The sequence below is a fragment of the Microbacterium sp. DWRC1-3 genome, assembly GCF_049896645.1.
Classification (GTDB): Bacteria; Actinomycetota; Actinomycetes; order Actinomycetales; family Microbacteriaceae; genus Microbacterium; species Microbacterium maritypicum.
Map to the genome: position 1 here is coordinate 1,638,000 of NZ_JAFCUS010000001.1, position 16,164 is coordinate 1,654,163.

The 16,164-nt window shown below is 66.0% G+C and carries 19 protein-coding genes; all 19 read right to left on the reverse strand.

Annotated elements, in window-relative coordinates:
* The 19 genes from rplB to ACP699_RS08005 all read right to left on the reverse strand — a co-directional run bounded on the left by rplB (position 1) and on the right by ACP699_RS08005 (position 16,156).
* Positions 1 to 840, reverse strand: coding sequence for a 50S ribosomal protein L2 (gene rplB / locus ACP699_RS07915; RefSeq protein ID WP_017201590.1), 840 nt, complete (start codon positions 838 to 840; stop codon positions 1 to 3).
* 20 nt (positions 841 to 860) lie between these two features.
* Positions 861 to 1,184, reverse strand: coding sequence for a 50S ribosomal protein L23 (gene rplW, locus ACP699_RS07920; RefSeq protein WP_017829206.1), 324 nt, complete (start codon positions 1,182 to 1,184; stop codon positions 861 to 863).
* On the reverse strand, positions 1,181 to 1,843 hold the full coding sequence (gene rplD / locus ACP699_RS07925) for a 50S ribosomal protein L4 (protein ID WP_021201122.1): 663 nt from the start codon (positions 1,841 to 1,843) through the stop codon (positions 1,181 to 1,183). Before rplD ends, rplW begins: the two co-directional genes overlap by 4 nt.
* Before the next feature lie 2 nt (positions 1,844 to 1,845).
* A complete protein-coding gene (rplC, locus tag ACP699_RS07930; RefSeq protein ID WP_055865588.1) occupies positions 1,846 to 2,505 on the reverse strand; it encodes a 50S ribosomal protein L3 in 660 nt (219 codons plus the stop codon).
* A gap of 8 nt (positions 2,506 to 2,513) precedes the next feature.
* Positions 2,514 to 2,822: a 30S ribosomal protein S10 gene (rpsJ, locus tag ACP699_RS07935; RefSeq protein WP_017201594.1), complete on the reverse strand. Its 309-nt coding sequence runs from the start codon at positions 2,820 to 2,822 to the stop codon at positions 2,514 to 2,516.
* Between the two features lie 845 nt (positions 2,823 to 3,667).
* Entirely contained in the window at positions 3,668 to 3,880 is a 213-nt protein-coding gene (locus ACP699_RS07940) for a hypothetical protein (protein ID WP_021201124.1), read from the reverse strand.
* 152 nt (positions 3,881 to 4,032) lie between these two features.
* On the reverse strand, positions 4,033 to 5,223 hold the full coding sequence (tuf, locus tag ACP699_RS07945; protein WP_017829210.1) for an elongation factor Tu: 1,191 nt from the start codon (positions 5,221 to 5,223) through the stop codon (positions 4,033 to 4,035).
* A 169-nt stretch (positions 5,224 to 5,392) separates the two neighbouring features.
* Entirely contained in the window at positions 5,393 to 7,507 is a 2,115-nt protein-coding gene (gene fusA / locus ACP699_RS07950) for an elongation factor G (RefSeq protein WP_055874155.1), read from the reverse strand.
* Positions 7,508 to 7,594: 87 nt separating this feature from the next.
* A complete protein-coding gene (rpsG, locus tag ACP699_RS07955) occupies positions 7,595 to 8,065 on the reverse strand; it encodes a 30S ribosomal protein S7 (RefSeq protein ID WP_017201608.1) in 471 nt (156 codons plus the stop codon).
* A gap of 5 nt (positions 8,066 to 8,070) precedes the next feature.
* Complete coding sequence (gene rpsL, locus ACP699_RS07960) at positions 8,071 to 8,439, reverse strand: 30S ribosomal protein S12 (protein ID WP_017201609.1); 369 nt, start codon at positions 8,437 to 8,439, stop codon at positions 8,071 to 8,073.
* 232 nt (positions 8,440 to 8,671) lie between these two features.
* Complete coding sequence (locus ACP699_RS07965) at positions 8,672 to 9,319, reverse strand: spermidine/putrescine ABC transporter substrate-binding protein (RefSeq protein WP_426170452.1); 648 nt, start codon at positions 9,317 to 9,319, stop codon at positions 8,672 to 8,674.
* Between the two features lie 82 nt (positions 9,320 to 9,401).
* Complete coding sequence (locus ACP699_RS07970; protein ID WP_426170454.1) at positions 9,402 to 9,887, reverse strand: hypothetical protein; 486 nt, start codon at positions 9,885 to 9,887, stop codon at positions 9,402 to 9,404.
* 14 nt (positions 9,888 to 9,901) lie between these two features.
* On the reverse strand, positions 9,902 to 10,921 hold the full coding sequence (locus ACP699_RS07975) for an ABC transporter (protein WP_141385761.1): 1,020 nt from the start codon (positions 10,919 to 10,921) through the stop codon (positions 9,902 to 9,904).
* Positions 10,922 to 11,037: 116 nt separating this feature from the next.
* Complete coding sequence (locus ACP699_RS07980) at positions 11,038 to 11,190, reverse strand: hypothetical protein (protein ID WP_164743708.1); 153 nt, start codon at positions 11,188 to 11,190, stop codon at positions 11,038 to 11,040.
* Between the two features lie 71 nt (positions 11,191 to 11,261).
* Positions 11,262 to 11,918, reverse strand: coding sequence for a hypothetical protein (locus tag ACP699_RS07985; protein ID WP_302793287.1), 657 nt, complete (start codon positions 11,916 to 11,918; stop codon positions 11,262 to 11,264).
* The gene (locus ACP699_RS07990; protein WP_055865598.1) at positions 11,915 to 12,247 is read right to left on the reverse strand and encodes a PadR family transcriptional regulator; all 333 of its coding nucleotides are present in this window, start codon (positions 12,245 to 12,247) and stop codon (positions 11,915 to 11,917) included. Before ACP699_RS07990 ends, ACP699_RS07985 begins: the two co-directional genes overlap by 4 nt.
* A gap of 88 nt (positions 12,248 to 12,335) precedes the next feature.
* A complete protein-coding gene (locus ACP699_RS07995) occupies positions 12,336 to 13,274 on the reverse strand; it encodes a sugar ABC transporter permease (protein WP_426170458.1) in 939 nt (312 codons plus the stop codon).
* Between the two features lies 1 nt (position 13,275).
* Positions 13,276 to 14,880 (reverse strand): ABC transporter permease subunit, encoded by a 1,605-nt coding sequence (locus ACP699_RS08000; protein ID WP_426170460.1) that lies wholly within the window; start codon positions 14,878 to 14,880, stop codon positions 13,276 to 13,278.
* A gap of 67 nt (positions 14,881 to 14,947) precedes the next feature.
* Positions 14,948 to 16,156 carry a sugar ABC transporter substrate-binding protein gene (locus ACP699_RS08005; protein WP_055865604.1) on the reverse strand — a complete coding sequence of 403 codons (1,209 nt, stop codon included), beginning with the start codon at positions 16,154 to 16,156 and terminating at the stop codon, positions 14,948 to 14,950.
* Positions 16,157 to 16,164: the final 8 nt, after the last annotated feature.

The window sequence follows — 16,164 nt, forward strand, 5'->3', positions numbered from 1 at the left end:
CTACTTACGCTTCTTGCCGGCGTTACGACGACGCACGATGTACTTGTCGCTTTCCTTGTTGGCGTGACGGGTACGACCCTCAGCCTGGCCCCACGGGGAGACGGGGTGACGACCACCGGAGGTCTTACCCTCACCACCACCGTGCGGGTGGTCGACCGGGTTCATCGCGACACCACGCACGGTCGGGCGGACGCCCTTCCAGCGCATGCGGCCGGCCTTACCCCAGTTGATGTTCGACTGCTCGGCGTTGCCGACCTCGCCGATGGTCGCGCGGCAGCGCGCATCGACGTTGCGGATCTCGCCCGAGGGCAGACGCAGCTGGGCGTAGGGGCCGTCCTTGGCGACGAGACGGACGGATGCACCGGCCGAACGTGCCATCTTCGCGCCGCCGCCGGGGCGGAGCTCGATCGCGTGGATGACCGTACCCGTGGGGATGTTCTTCAGCGGGAGGTTGTTGCCCGGCTTGATGTCAGCCCCGGCACCCGACTCGACGATGTCGCCCTGCTTCAGCTTCGCCGGAGCGAGGATGTAGCGCTTCTCACCGTCGAAGTAGTGCAGCAGCGCGATGCGCGCGGTGCGGTTGGGGTCGTACTCGATGTGAGCGACCTTGGCGTTGACGCCGTCCTTGTCGTTACGACGGAAGTCGATGACACGGTACTGGCGCTTGTGGCCACCACCGATGTGACGGGTCGTGATGCGGCCCTGGTTGTTGCGACCACCGGTCTTCGAGAGCGGGCGCAGCAGCGACTTCTCCGGCGTCGATCGAGTGATCTCGGCGAAGTCAGCCACCGACGAGCCGCGACGGCCCGGGGTCGTGGGCTTGTACTTGCGAATAGCCATTATTGTCCTTATCCCCCGGATCAGCCGATTGCCGTGAAGATGTCGATGGTGCCCGACTTCAGGGTCACGATGGCGCGCTTGGTGTCCTTGCGCTTGCCGGTGCCGAAGCGGGTGCGGCGAGCCTTGCCGACGCGGTTGAGGGTGTTGACCCCTGCGACCTTGACGCCGAAGATCTTCTCGATGGCGAGCTTGATCTCGGTCTTCGAAGCGCGCGGGTCGACGAGGAAGGTGTACTTTCCTTCATCGATGAGCCCGTAGCTCTTCTCGGACACGACCGGCTTCAGGATGATGTCGCGCGGGTCCTTGTTCAGGGCCGTCTGGAGAACAGATGCCTGCTCGCTCATGCGGAGACCTCCTGGTTGGCGCCGGACTTGGAGGCGATGAAGCCCTCGAGCGCGGCCTGGGTGAAGACGATGTCGTCGGAGACGAGCACGTCGTATGCGTTGAGCTGGTCGAACGTCAGCACGTGCAGGTTCGACAGGTTACGGATGCTCTTCAGCGTCACGTCATCGTTGCGCTCGATCACGACGAGCACGTTTTTCGACGAGACGACGTTGGTGAGGAAGTTCACCGCGGTCTTGGTCGAAGGCGTGCCGTCGATCCCGAAGGACTCGATGGCGTGGATGCGGTCGCCGCGGAAGCGGTCGCTGAGCGCGCCCAGCAGGGCTGCAGCGATCATCTTCTTGGGGGTGCGCTGCGAGTAGTCGCGCGGCTTGGGGCCGTGCACGATGCCACCACCGGTCATGTGCGGCGCGCGGATGGAACCCTGACGGGCGTTACCCGTGCCCTTCTGCTTGAAGGGCTTGCGGCCGGCACCGGAGACCTCGCCACGACGCTTGGTCGAGTGCGTGCCCTGGCGAGCCGCCGCGAGCTGCGCGACGACGACCTGGTGGATGAGCGGGATGTTCGTCTTGGCGTCGAACAGCGCGGCGGGAAGCTCGATCGAGCCTGCCTTCTTGCCGTCTGCCTTGAGGACGTCGAGCGCGAGAGTGGAGTCAGCCATGATCAGGCACCCTTCACTGCGTTGCGGACATAGACGATGCGACCACGAGCACCGGGGACGGCGCCCTTGACGAGCATGAGTCCCTTCTCGATGTCGATGGCGTGCACCGTGAGGTTGAGGACGGTCACGCGCTCGCCACCCATACGGCCGGCCATGCGCATGCCCTTGAAGACGCGGCTCGGGGTCGACGATGCGCCGATGGAACCGGGCTTGCGGTGGTTGCGGTGCGAACCGTGCGAAGCCGAGACGCCCTTGAAGTTGTGACGCTTCATGACACCGGCGAAGCCCTTGCCCTTGCTCGTGCCGACGACGTCGACGAGCTGGCCTGCTTCGAAGGTGCCGTCGACCGTGAGCTCCTGGCCCAGGGTGTAGTCGCCGGCGTCCGCGGTGCGGATCTCGGTGACGTGACGACGCGGCGTGACGCCGGCTGCCTCGAAGTGGGCGGTGAGCGGCTTGTTCACCTTGCGGGGGTCGATCTGGCCGTACGCGATCTGCACGGCGTTGTAGCCGTCCTTCTCGGGCGTGCGGACCTGGGTGACCACGTTGGGTGCCAGCTCGATGACGGTGACGGGAACGAGCTTGCCGCTCTCGTTCCACACCTGGGTCATACCGAGCTTCGTGCCCAGCATGCCCTTGGAAACCTTGGAGTTGATGTCAGCCATGTCGAACCTCAGAGCTTGATCTCGATGTTGACATCGGCAGGCAGGTCGAGGCGCATCAGCGAGTCGACAGCCTTGGGCGTCGGGTCGACGATGTCGATCAGACGCTTGTGGGTGCGCATCTCGAAGTGCTCGCGGCTGTCCTTGTACTTGTGCGGCGACCGGATGACGCACACGACGTTCTTCTCGGTCGGAAGGGGCACGGGTCCGACGACGGTCGCGCCCGCACGGGTCACGGTGTCGACGATCTTGCGTGCGGACGTGTCGATGACCTCGTGGTCATACGACTTCAGGCGAATGCGGATCTTCTGTCCCGCCATTGTCTGCTCTCTCTCTTTAGGCGTCTTACCGTCCGGGACCGGGTGGCCCTGGGGCATTGGACGCACGTCGGCGCTGTTCGCGCCTCGGCACGAGAACGGCTCTCACGAGTCGATCTGCTGCACCACTGTTCTTCTGTCAGCCGGACGCTGCGAAGCGACCGGATGCCGACCTTCCGCCGCGCACGGCAGAACCCTTCATGAAGAGGGGTGTCGGGGTGTGTTCTGCTACCCGCGGCCTAGAACCCTGCACCATCCCGGAAGAGGCGCCGTCTATGCACTGCCCTGGCAGTGATCCATCGCACGCACAGCGGCGACGGAATATCGAACCTGTCTATTCTGCCACGGCTGATTTCACTTCTGCAAACCCGGGCGTGTCGCGCCCTCTCGGCCGACCTCGGAACGGGTCGGGAACCGCGTCAGTTCGCCGGGGAGAGCGGGGCGAGGCATCCCCATGCCTCGCCCCGCTTGGGGAGGGCGTTCAGTGCGAGGGGGCACACCGAACGCGAGTAGTCCGGCGTGAAGGGACGCCGAACTCCTCGACCGAGGGCGCGGCGGAAGACCCGCCGCGCAGGCAGGGAGACGCTCAGGCGCAGTGGCTGCGCGCGTCGCACGATGATCCCCAAGATCGCTTATCCCCAGTTTGTACGCGGAAGTCCGCGTGCTTCGGGAAACCGAACCCCTTCGGCTTCCCCGACCGCAAGATCCCCAGGCGGTCGAGTCGATCCTACTGGATGCAACCGTGAATACGCCACATCCGAGGGCATTCCGAGCCTGGTGCCCGGTGCCCGCACACGCAAGAGCGGCGATCCACCGGTGGTGGATCGCCGCTCAGGAGACGCGGGGTTCTACTCGTTGCCGACGGCCTTGTCGGCGCCGTCGCGGATCTCGTCGATCTTGTCTGCCGCGCCGGGAGCGATCTTCTTCGCGAAGTCTGCGACGCCGTCGAGCACCTTGTCGCTGATGTCCTCGGCCTGCTCGCTCTTCACGGCCTCGGCGATCTTGTCCTTGTTCTGCTCGTACAGGTCCTTGCCCTTGTTCACGGCGTCTTCGATACCCATGTGATTCCCCTTCTGAAGGTGTGCCGCCGACCGATCGGGCCGACCACACTCATTGTGCATGTCCGCAATCGTAAACGGAACCCTCGAGACGCCGTGTTAACGACAGAGGGGCCGGACCCGAAGGTCCGACCCCTCTGCGAGGAAGCAGATGCTTACTTGATGATCTTCGTGACCGTACCGGCGCCGACGGTGCGTCCACCCTCACGGATGGCGAAGCCGAGGCCCTCCTCCATGGCGATCGGCTGGATCAGCTCGACCGTCATGTCGGTGGTGTCGCCGGGCATGACCATCTCGGTGCCCTCGGGCAGCGAGATGACGCCGGTGACGTCGGTGGTGCGGAAGTAGAACTGCGGGCGGTAGTTCGTGTAGAACGGGTTGTGACGGCCACCCTCGTCCTTGGACAGGATGTACGCGGTGCCCTCGAAGTCGGTGTGCGGCGTGACCGAACCCGGCTTGACGATGACCTGGCCGCGCTCGACGTCCTCACGCTTGGTGCCGCGGAGCAGCAGACCACAGTTCTCGCCGGCCCAGGCCTCGTCGAGCTGCTTGTGGAACATCTCGATACCCGTGACCGTGGTCTTGACGGTCGGACGGAGTCCGACGATCTCGACCTCGGAGTTGATGGCCAGCGTGCCACGCTCGGCGCGACCCGTGACGACGGTTCCACGACCGGTGATCGTGAAGACGTCCTCGACGGGCATCAGGAACGGCTTGTCACGGTCACGCTCCGGGTCCGGAACGCTGTCGTCGACAGCCTGCATCAGGTCCAGGATCGCCTGGGTCCACTTCTCGTCGCCCTCGAGGGCCTTGAGAGCGGAGACGCGGACGACAGGAGCGTCCTCGTCGAAGCCCTGGCCGGCGAGCAGCTCGCGGACCTCGAGCTCGACGAGCTCCAGGATCTCCTCGTCGTCGACCATGTCGGACTTGTTCAGCGCGACCAGCAGGTACGGCACGCCGACCTGCTTGGCGAGCAGCACGTGCTCGCGCGTCTGAGCCATCGGGCCGTCGGTGGCGGCGACCACGAGGATCGCGCCGTCCATCTGAGCCGCACCGGTGATCATGTTCTTGACGTAGTCGGCGTGGCCGGGAGCGTCAACGTGCGCGTAGTGGCGCTTCGGGGTCTCGTACTCGATGTGCGAGATGTTGATGGTGATACCACGCTGGCGCTCTTCCGGCGCCGAGTCGATGGAAGCGAAGTCGCGCTGCACGTTGGTGTCGGACGGGTACTTGTCAGCAAGCACCTTCGAGATCGCTGCGGAGAGCGTGGTCTTGCCGTGGTCGACGTGACCGATCGTTCCGATGTTGACGTGCGGCTTGGTCCGCTCGAACTTGGCCTTAGCCACTGGGTCCTCCTCAGGACGTCGTTGTAGAGGTGACCGGGCACTGGTTTGCGACCGGTTCTCTACGGGTTAGGTTCTCAGTTTAGTAGAGAGGGAATGTGAAGTTGTAGGTGACCTGGGAACCCCGCGGCGCTTCGCGGTGCTCGGCGCCGCGGGGAACCCAGAAGGGTGATTACTCGCCCTTGGTCTTCTGGACGATCTCGTCGGCCACAGCGCGGGGAACCTCAGCGTAGCTGTGGAACTCCATGGAGTAGACGGCACGACCCGAGGTCTTCGAGCGCAGGTCGCCGATGTAGCCGAACATCTCGGACAGCGGAACCTGTGCACGGACGACCTTGACGCCTGCGGCGTCTTCCATCGACTGGATCTGGCCACGACGCGAGTTCAGGTCACCGATGACGTCGCCCATGTACTCCTCAGGAGTACGGACCTCGACGGCCATCAGCGGCTCGAGCAGCACGGGGTTGGCACGGCGCGCGGCCTCCTTGAAGCCCATGGAGCCCGCGATCTTGAACGCCATCTCCGAGGAGTCGACGTCGTGAGCCGCACCATCGACGATGGTCGCCTTGACGCCGACCATCGGGTAGCCCGCGAGCACACCGACGTTCATCGCGTCCTGGAAACCGGCATCGATCGAACCGATGTACTCACGAGGGATGCGACCACCGGTGACGGCGTTCACGAACTCGTAGGTCTTCTCGGAGTCGAGGTCGAGCGGCTCGATGGTGAACTGGATCTTTGCGAACTGTCCAGAACCACCGGTCTGCTTCTTGTGCGTGTAGTCGTGCTTCTCGACGGTCTTGCGGATCGTCTCGCGGTACGCCACCTGCGGCTTGCCGACGTTGGCCTCGACGTTGAACTCGCGCTTCATGCGGTCCACGAGGATGTCGAGGTGCAGCTCGCCCATGCCCTTGATGGTCGTCTGACCGGTCTCGGGGTTCAGCTCCGTGCGGAAGGTCGGGTCCTCTTCAGCGAGCTTCTGGATGGCGACACCCAGCTTCTCCTGGTCGGCCTTGGTCTTCGGCTCGATCGCGACCTCGATGACGGGCTCGGGGAACGTCATCGACTCGAGGACGACCGGAGCTGCCGGGTCGGTCAGGGTGTCACCGGTGGTGGTGTCCTTCAGACCGATGACCGCGTAGATGTTTCCCGCGGTGACCGAGGGGACCGGGATCTCCTTGTTGGCGTGCATCTGGAAGATCTTCCCGATGCGCTCCTTCTTGTTCTTGGTCGAGTTGATGACCGCAGAACCGGAGTCCAGGTGACCCGAGTAGACGCGCACGTAGGTGAGGCGACCGAAGAACGGGTGCACTGCGACCTTGAACGCGAGGGCGGCGAACGGGTCATTGGCGTCGGGGTGACGCTCGATGATCGTGTCGTAGTCCTTCGGGTCGTGTGCCTCGATCGAGCCCACGTCGAGCGGGTTCGGGAGGTAGTCGACGACCGCGTCGAGCATCGGCTGGACGCCGCGGTTCTTGAACGCGGAACCGCAGAGCACCGGGTAGATCTCCGAGGCGACGGTCAGCTTGCGGATCGCACCCTTGATCTCGGCGACCGTGAGCTCCTCGCCACCGAAGAACTTCTCGAGCAGAGCGTCATCGGTCTCGGCGACGGTCTCGAGGAGCTGCTGACGGTACTCCGCAGCCTTCTCCTTGAGGTCTTCCGGGATCTCCTGGATCTCGTAGGAGGCACCCATGGTGACGTCACCCTTGGAGTCTCCGGCCCAGACCAGTGCGCGCATCTCGACCAGGTCGACGACGCCGATGAAGTCGCTCTCCGCGCCGATCGGCAGCTGGATCACGAGGGGCTTGGCGCCCAGGCGGTTGATGATCGTGTCGACGGTGAAGTAGAAGTCGGCGCCGAGCTTGTCCATCTTGTTGACGAAGCAGATGCGCGGGACGTTGTACTTGTCGGCCTGACGCCAGACGGTCTCGGACTGGGGCTCGACGCCCTCCTTGCCGTCGAACACCGCGACAGCACCATCGAGGACGCGGAGCGAGCGCTCCACCTCGACCGTGAAGTCCACGTGGCCGGGGGTGTCGATGATGTTGATCTGGTTCTTGTTCCAGTAGCAGGTCACGGCGGCAGACGTGATCGTGATGCCGCGCTCCTTCTCCTGCTCCATCCAGTCGGTGGTCGAGGCGCCGTCGTGCGTCTCGCCGAGCTTGTGGTTGACGCCCGTGTAGAACAGGATGCGCTCGGTCGTCGTGGTCTTGCCGGCATCGATGTGCGCCATGATGCCGATGTTGCGGACCTTGCTCAGGTCCGTGAGCACGTCTTGTGCCACAGGAGTGTCCTTATCTTTTGGAGCAGTCGTACTGCGAAGAGGGGGTGCCCGCCCCTCGGCGAGTGGCCGAGGGGCGGGCGAAGCTGTTTACCAGCGGTAGTGAGCGAACGCGCGGTTCGACTCGGCCATCTTGTGCGTGTCCTCGCGGCGCTTGACCGCGGCACCCAGGCCGTTGGAGGCGTCGAGGATCTCGTTCTGCAGACGCTCGGTCATCGTCTTCTCACGACGGCCCTTCGCGTAGCTCACGAGCCAGCGCAGAGCGAGCGTGTTGGCGCGGTGAGGCTTGACCTCGACCGGCACCTGGTAGGTCGAGCCACCGACGCGGCGGCTGCGGACCTCGAGCGTCGGGCGCACGTTGTCGAGCGCCTTCTTCAGCGTGGCGACGGCGTCCTGACCGTTCTTCGCCTCGACGCCGCGGAGGGCGCCGTAGACGATCGACTCGGCCAGCGACTTCTTGCCGTCGACGAGGATCTTGTTCACCAGCGAGGTGACGATCGGTGCGCCGTATACCGGGTCGTTGACGACGGGGCGCTTCGGGGCGGGTCCCTTACGAGGCATCTAACTCAACCCTTCTTCGCGCCGTAGCGGGAACGAGCCTGCTTACGGTTCTTGACTGCCTGGGTGTCCAGGGCGCCACGGACGATCTTGTAACGCACACCGGGGAGGTCCTTGACACGACCGCCACGCACGAGCACGAGCGAGTGCTCCTGCAGGTTGTGACCCTCACCGGGGATGTACGCGGTGACCTCGGTGCCGTTGCGGAGCTTCACACGAGCGACCTTGCGCATCGCCGAGTTCGGCTTCTTCGGGGTGGTGGTGTAGACGCGGGTGCAGACCCCGGCCTGCTGCGGGTTCGACTTGAGCGCCGGTGCCTTGGTCTTGGTGACCTTGGGCGAGCGACCCTTGCGAACCAACTGCTGAATGGTTGGCACGTTCTCTCCTCATAGTGCTGCACGGTGACAGCGTGATGGGTTTCACATCATGACCCACCGGCACGTCGGAACCGACGAGCTTTTGGTGTGATGGGTATGCCGTGGGGGCGGACCGGCAGGTGCCGGCGCCCAGCGCACACGCAGAGGCGTGCACACACCTGATCAAGTGTAATGCCGCGTAACCTGACGGTCAAATGAATGCCCCTCCGACCGTGTGCGTCGGCCGCACACGTCAGGGCAGGTCGGGGTCGAACGGCGAGTCCAGCGACTCTGTGAGCTCGGCCAGCAGTGCCTCGATCTGCGGTTCCACATGCTGCGAGATCGCGGCCTGGATCGAGAGGCGGTGCCGCAGCAGGATGCCGCAGATCTCGCGTCCGACCATGTTGGCGTACTCGTCGGCGAGGGCGACCTCCTGCCGGAGGGCGACCTTGGCTTCCTCCGTCAGCGGAGGAAGAGCGGGCAACTCGGCGGCGGAGTCGTCGGCCAGCCCGGCGATGGTGAACAGGAACGGAGCCCCTGGTACAGGGTCGGGGTCGAGGGGCAGACCCTCGAACTCGGGATCGAGATCCTCGGCCGGACGGTAGCTGCGAGCGCGGTTGCGCGCGGCCTGCTGATCGAGCTCGCGCTGCAGCATCGGCAGATTCCGTGCGGTGTACTCCGCAACGGCGTGATCGACGATGGTCTTGATCCGCGTGGACAACCCGTGCTGCACACCGTGCGGCACGTTCGCCCCGATGCCGGCTGCCGAGAGGATGGGCGATCCGAGACATCGGCGACACGGCGCGACGCGACCACGGTGGGTGGCCGGCTCCCAGCGCGGCACCCAGCGCAACCATGCCTCGACGGCCTGGTCCACCTGCGTCTCCAACGAACGCTCCACCCCACCAGCGTACGGCGCGTCGCCCGTCGCCGTCGCGATTTCCCGCTCCCGGCGGGGCGGGAGGGGAACGATCACTCGCGGGTCACTCGTCGTCGTCGCGCTCCCACGGCCACCGCGGATGCTCGGCACGGGTGCGACGCAGCGCGATCCCGCCCCACGCGGCGATCAGCGCCGCCAGCACGAGCACCGCACTCGCTCCCCCGCGCACGAGATGACCTGCGACCGCGGTTGCGAGCACGAAGCTCCCCGCGGCGATGAGCACACCGACCCATACGGCTGTCAGATGGACGAGACCTGCGACCAGGGCGATCGCGATCGTCGCGACATACGACGGCTGTGGTCGACGCAGCGTCGACCACAGCATGAGCGCGAACGAGACCACGGCGGCCAGCATCCCGATCACCCCAGGCGTCTGCCCGAGGTCCGGTACCGCGATGATGTCCGTGTCGGTGGCGATGCTCAGTGCTCCGAGCCCGAAGACCGCCAGCGCGAAGAAGCTGATGGTGGCGAGCACGACCACCAGGACAGCCGAAACCCCCGCGGACTCGGGTCCGCGGGGGTTCGGCATGGTGGAGTTCGTGATTACCTCGACAGCGTCGGGCCGGCTTCGAGGGTGCGCTCGTACTCGCGCTGCGCCTCGGCGTTCAGCTCGGTCTTGCGGGCACCGCTGCGGGCGACCCAGGCCCCGAACCAGATGGTCAGCTCACGGGCGAACACGAAGGCCGCGATCGCGAGCGGGGCGAGCAGCTGCTCTCCGACGAGGTCGAGCCCCTGACTCGCGCTGAGCTTCCAGAACGGCGCCTCGAACAGCTGGCCGAGGATGTGTCCTCCATAGGCGATGACGCCGACGATGATGCCGAAGACGACCCAGAGTCCCCAGCGACCGCGGTTGATGATCGCTCCGAGCAGCCAGAAACCGAGGAAGAAGACCACGACGGGCGTCCAGAATCCCCAGGTCGTCAGCGGAGCGATCGCGGTCTGCCCGATGTTCTCCCCGGTCACATCACCGGAGATCGCGCCGAGCCCCAGCGCCGCACCGAGGTACAGCACCGCGAAGACGAGCGTCGCGAGGAGTCCGATGGCTCCCGCGGTGCCACGGTTTCCGCGGTCGCGGGGCGGCTCGGGAGCCTGCACGAAGATGGGCTGCGGCTGTGCCGCGGCTGCAGCGACCAGCGGTTCGGACGGCACGACGCGCGTGTCGGCCTCATCGCCGTACTGGGCGTAGGCGGCACCCGCCATGCCCGACTGCTCATGACCGAACGCGACGGGCTCGCCGATCACCGGCTCAGGGAAGAAGGAGGAGGACTCGGCGTCGGCGCGCGTCCTGACCTCGTCGGCGTAGTCGTTCGACGCGACGGACGCAGCGGGGGTCACTGCCGGGGGCGGCGACGCGAAAGTCCCGGGGTGATCGCGCTCGGCCTCTTCGAACGCAGCGAGGTCGGGATCGACCGGCGCAGCGGCGGGCTTCTCCTCCACGCCGTCGTTCGAACCGGGAACATCCGCACCTGCGGCAGCGGCGGCATCCAGACCCGCGTTCGCACTGCCGACGACGTCGTCAACGTCAGCCGGCTTCTCGGGCTGGGGAACGTCGGGGTCACTCATGGGGTGCGCCTCTCATCGGATACGTGCATTGTGAGGGTACCTCCGCGCGAACGGCCGCTCGCGGAGGCGTGCCGACGTGTCGTCATACGCGAGGACACCGCACTGTCTCTTGGGTTTCAGGGGAGCGCGTTGCGCAGCGCATCACCGGCGAACTGCGCGAGCACGGGAACAATCGGCAGCGACAGCCACACCAGGGCTCCGATGATGGCGACGCACACGATGCCGGCGAACCAGCTCATCCCGAGGTTGCGACCACCCACGCGTGCCATGCCTCCACGCTACGACCGAACGGTGCGAGAGCCCGGGCGCAACGCCGACAGCGGCGGTTGCTCCGCGGCAGTCAGCGCGCGACGCGACCGCGCAGGCGCCAGAGCAGCCAGAGACCCGAGAGCGGGATGAGGAGGATGCCGATTCCCGCGAGACCGCCCCAGATCATGTCGTACCACGCAGGAAGCAACGGATTGTTGGCGGGCGGCGGGGTTCCTGTTCCCGAGGAGCTGCCGCTCGATTCCCACGCGGAGATGGTGACCATCGTCGAGATGACGAGGATCGACAGACCGCCCGCGACGAACGGCACGACGATCGCCACGACCTTCTCCCCCGTCTTCCAGAGCGAGCTCAGACTCACGAGCACGGCACCGACGAACCACCCGACGATCGGCACGACGATCCCGCCGAAGCTCAGCGTCAGAGCCGCGGCGATCGCGAACCCGCGCGTGGACGTCGTCGACGGACCCGGTGCCGACGGCGTGGACGCGGTCGTCGGCACCGCGAGAGGCGAACCCGCCGGCAGCTCGGCCTGTGCCTCGCGGACGATCGCGCCGGGATCGCCGAGCTGAGCGATGCGCACGGCCGTGGCTTCGGCGTCGAGCCCCTGGAGCTCTTCGACGATGCCCCCGCGGATGTCCGTCGCGATGCCGTGCGGCAATCCGCGCATCGCCTCATCGAGTCGTGTGAGGAAGTCCTCTCGCAGGGCGACAGCGGTGGTTTCGGTCATGATCGTCCCTCTCCAACGATGCCCGTGACGACACGGGCGAACGGTGCCCACTGGGCGCGGAATCGCTCGAGCTGATCGACGCCGACCTCGGTGAGCCGGTAGTACCTGCGCACCGGGCCCGACTCGGACGGCTGATCGAACGTACTCACCCAGCCGTTGTCACGCAGCCGCCCCAGCAGCGGATAGAGCGTGCCGATGCTGGCGATCAGGCCGGCGCCGGTGAGAGCCTCAGCCAGCTGCCATCCGTACATAGGCTCCCGCGCGAGCAGGCCGAGCACGCAGTACTCGACCACTCCCTTGCGCATCTGGGCGCCGACATCGGCTGTCATGCATGACAAGGTAGCATGCGAGACAAGAGAGCGGGAGAACCGCCCGCGCGGCTGCGGGCGTCGCCGAGGCGACACCCGCAGGAAGCGCTCAGCCCTTGGTCGCTCCGGCGGTCAGCCCACCGACGATGTACTTCTGCAGGAAGAGGAAGAGGATCATCACCGGGATCGCCGCCATCACCGCACCGGCGGAGAAGGCCGACCAGTCCGCGTAGCGCGGGTTCGCCACGAGCTTGGTGAGTCCGACGACGAGGGTCTGCTGATCCACGTCGACGAGCATGACGCTCGCGATCACGTACTCGTTCACCGTGCCGATGAACGACAGGAGCCCGACCACCGCGAGGATCGGAGCGACCAGACGCAGGATGATCGTGAAGAAGATGCGCGCGTGACCGGCGCCGTCGATGCGCGCCGCCTCGTCGATCTCCTTCGGGATCGTGTTGAAGAAGCCGTACATCAGGTACGTGTTCACCCCGAGCGCTCCCCCGAGGTACACCAGGATCAGACCGGTGTGGGTGTTCAGACCGATCGCGGGGAACCAGTCCCCCAGTGTCGACATGAGCAGGAAGATGGCGACGACGGCGAGCAGCTGCGGGAACATCTGCACGACCACGATCGTCACGAGCCCCACACGGCGACCGGCGAACCGCATGCGCGAGAAGGCATATGCCGCGCAGGCACCGATGAAGACGGTGACCGCTCCGGTGACCACCGCGATCAGCAGCGTGTTGAGGAACCACGTGCCGTAGGGGTTCTGCGGGTCGCTCAGGATGCGCACGTAGCTGTCGATCCCGATCGCGGAGAACAGCTGGTTCGATCCCGTCAGCGTCCCCTTCGGGTTCAGCGAGGCGGAGATCACGTACAGCAGGGGGAACAGGGCGAAAGCACTCACGACGATCGCCACGAGGTGGCGCCATCCGGTGTCGGCGAACCAGGCGCCGAAGCTGCGACGGCGGGGGGCGAGGCTCTGCACGCCGTCGGTGGAGCGAGTGTCGGCGGATCGCTCGGTGGTGGGGCTGGTGGTGCTCATGTCAGTTCAGCTCCTCGAGGGCCTTGGTCTTGCGGAAGCTGATGATCGAGATCGTGGCGACCACGATGAAGATCAGGATCGTGAAGGCCGACGCCAGACCGTAGTCACGCGTCTGTCCCGTGAAGGCCACCTTGTAGACCATCGAGATGAGGATGTCGGTGTGCCCGACGGGGATGGACACGTCGCTGAAGCGCGGACCGCCCTTCGTGAGCATGTAGATCAGGTTGAAGTTGTTGAAGTTGAACGCGAAGGACGAGATCAGCAGCGGTGCGACGGTGACCAGCAGCAGCGGCAGCTTGATCCGGCGGAAGACCTGCCACGGGTTCGCGCCGTCCATCACCGCGGCTTCGTTCACATCCTCGGGGATGCCCTGCAGGGCGCCCATGCAGACGAGGAACATGTACGGGAAGCCGAGCCACAGGTTCACCAGCAGCACCGACACCTTCGCGAGGGCGGGGTCGGTGAGCCACGGGATCTCGGCCCCGCCGAAGATCACCTGGTTGATGAAGCCGAAGCTCTCGTTCATCATTCCGGCCCAGACGAGCGCCGACAGGAACGCGGGGAACGCATACGGGAGGATCAGGATGATGCGGTACCCGTTGCGGAACCGCATGCGGGTGTTGTTGAACACCAGGGCCAGGAGAAGGCCGAGGAAGAACGTCGTCGCGACCGAGATCAGAGCGAACGCGAACGTCCAGAGCGTGACCGAGATGAGCGGTCCGCGGATGGAGGAGTCGGTGACGGCGCGGATGAAGTTGTCGAAGCCGACGGTCGTCTGCCAACCGGGGAGCAACTGCTCGCCGCCCTCGGCGGTGAAGGCCCCGTCACCCGTATCGGAGTAGACGGTCCCGTTCGTGGTGTCGGTGATGGTGTCTGCGGCCTCGTCGTACTCCAGCGTCGAGACGTACAGGTAGCCCTTCTGCCCGTCCGGGGCGCGCAGGCTGCCGTCGTTCGGGTCATCGCTGAACGGCACCGACAGCTTCTCCAGCTCTTCGGAGAGCGTGAAGACGGTCGCGAGCGGGAGTGTGGTCCACCCGTCGACGGCGACGGCCGTGCCGTCTTCGAACCGGGCGTCGACCTCTTCCAGCGGCTGTTGCGCTGTACCGAGGAGCGCGTCGCCGGATTCCGGGTCCGTCACGAGCAGACCGTAGGTGCCGAACTGCTCGACGACCGTCACGGGGTAGGTCGGCGAGTCCTCGACCCGCTCCTGCGCCGAGGCGAGGAGGGAGGAGATCGCCTGGTCCTTGGTGCCGTTGTGGCCGGTGCCGTAGTTCGTGAACCCGATGTACCCGGTGTAGAGCAGCGTGAACACCTGGAAGATGACCAGGAAGATGATGCCGGGAGTGAGGTACTTCGCGGCGATGCGCTTTCGGGAGAAGTAGATGTAGTTGACGAGGACGGCGACCGCCACGACGATGCCGAGGATCAACCATTCCCGCTGAGCGAAGAGCACGAAAGCGGCGTAGAGCGCGATCGCGTCGACGACGGCCAGCAGGAGGATCTTCAGCAGCATCCAGCCGATCGGTCCGGATGCGGCCTCCGCGATCTTCGCGGCCTGGCGCTGACGTCTGGTCGGAGGAGCTGTGCGCTCGTCGGTGTCTGTCATGTCATCCTCGTCATGATCCTGCCGGGGCGGGCGAAGGCCCACCCCGGCAGAGTCCGTGTTCTGGCTGTTACTTGATCGCGGCGGTCACGTCGTCGACGAGCTTCTGCCACGTCGTCGCCGGGTCTTCGCCGTTGATGACCGCGGCCTCGGCCACGCCCCAGAACTCCCAGACCGCGCCCATGGCCGGGATCGCGGGCATCGGGACCGCGTCGGCGCCGACGGCCTGGAAGCCGGCGATGATCGGGTCGGCGGCCGCGGTGTCGGCGGCTGCGGTCAGGGCGGGGAGGATGTTGCCGGCCTTGAACAGGTCGAGCTGCACATCTTCGGTGCCGATGTAGTTGACGAGGAAGTCGTTCGCGGCGACCTTGTTCTTCGACTCCGAGCTCACGAAGAAGCCCTTCACGCCGGCGAACGGCGAAGCGGTCTCACCGGTCGGGCTCGGGATCGGGTCGATCGCGACGTTGATGCCCGCGTCGGTTGCCGCGCCCACGTTCCACGGACCGGTGAGCCAGAAGGCCGCGGTGCCGTCGAGGAACTGCTGCTTGGCGATCTCGCCGTCGACGTCGGTGTTCAGAACACCCGCAGCACCCTGTGCGCCCAGCCAGTCCGCGAACGCGAAGCCGCCCTCGCTGCCGAGCTGGAGGTCGGTGGAGTCGTAGCTGCCCGTGTCGTCGGTGCCGAACACCGGGGCGCCGAACGCCGTCTGGAACGGGTAGAGGTGGTACGGGTTGCCCTCGGTACCCTGCTCGACGACGAAGGTGCCCTTCGAGAGCATGTCGTCGAAGCTGGTCGCGGCGGCCGGAACCAGGTCGGCGTTGCGCAGCACCGCGATGTTCTCGACGGCGTACGGGAGCATGTAGACGGTGCCGTCGTACGTGGCGGCCTGCAGCGCGACCGGGAGGTAGTCCTCGGAGCTGTCGCCGAGCTCGATGGGTGCGACGACGCCGTTCGTGGAGAGCTCGCCCAGCCAGTCGTGCGCGCCCATGACGATGTCGGGGCCCTTGCCGGTCGGAACCTGCTGGATGAAGTCGTCCTTCATGTCGTCGACCGACTTGCCCGTGAGCTCGACCTTGACGCCGGTCTTCTCCTGGTAGGCGTCTGCAGCGCCCTGCAGTGCGTCGACGCGCTCGGCGTCGACCCACACGACCAGCTTCCCGCTGTCGTCGGAGCCGGAGGTGTCGTCGCTGCTGGTCCCCGTGGAGCAGCCGGCAAGCGTCAGAGTCGAAACGATGGCGATCGCGCCCGCGGCGACGATGCCCCTCTTGTTCACCTTCATTGGTGTGT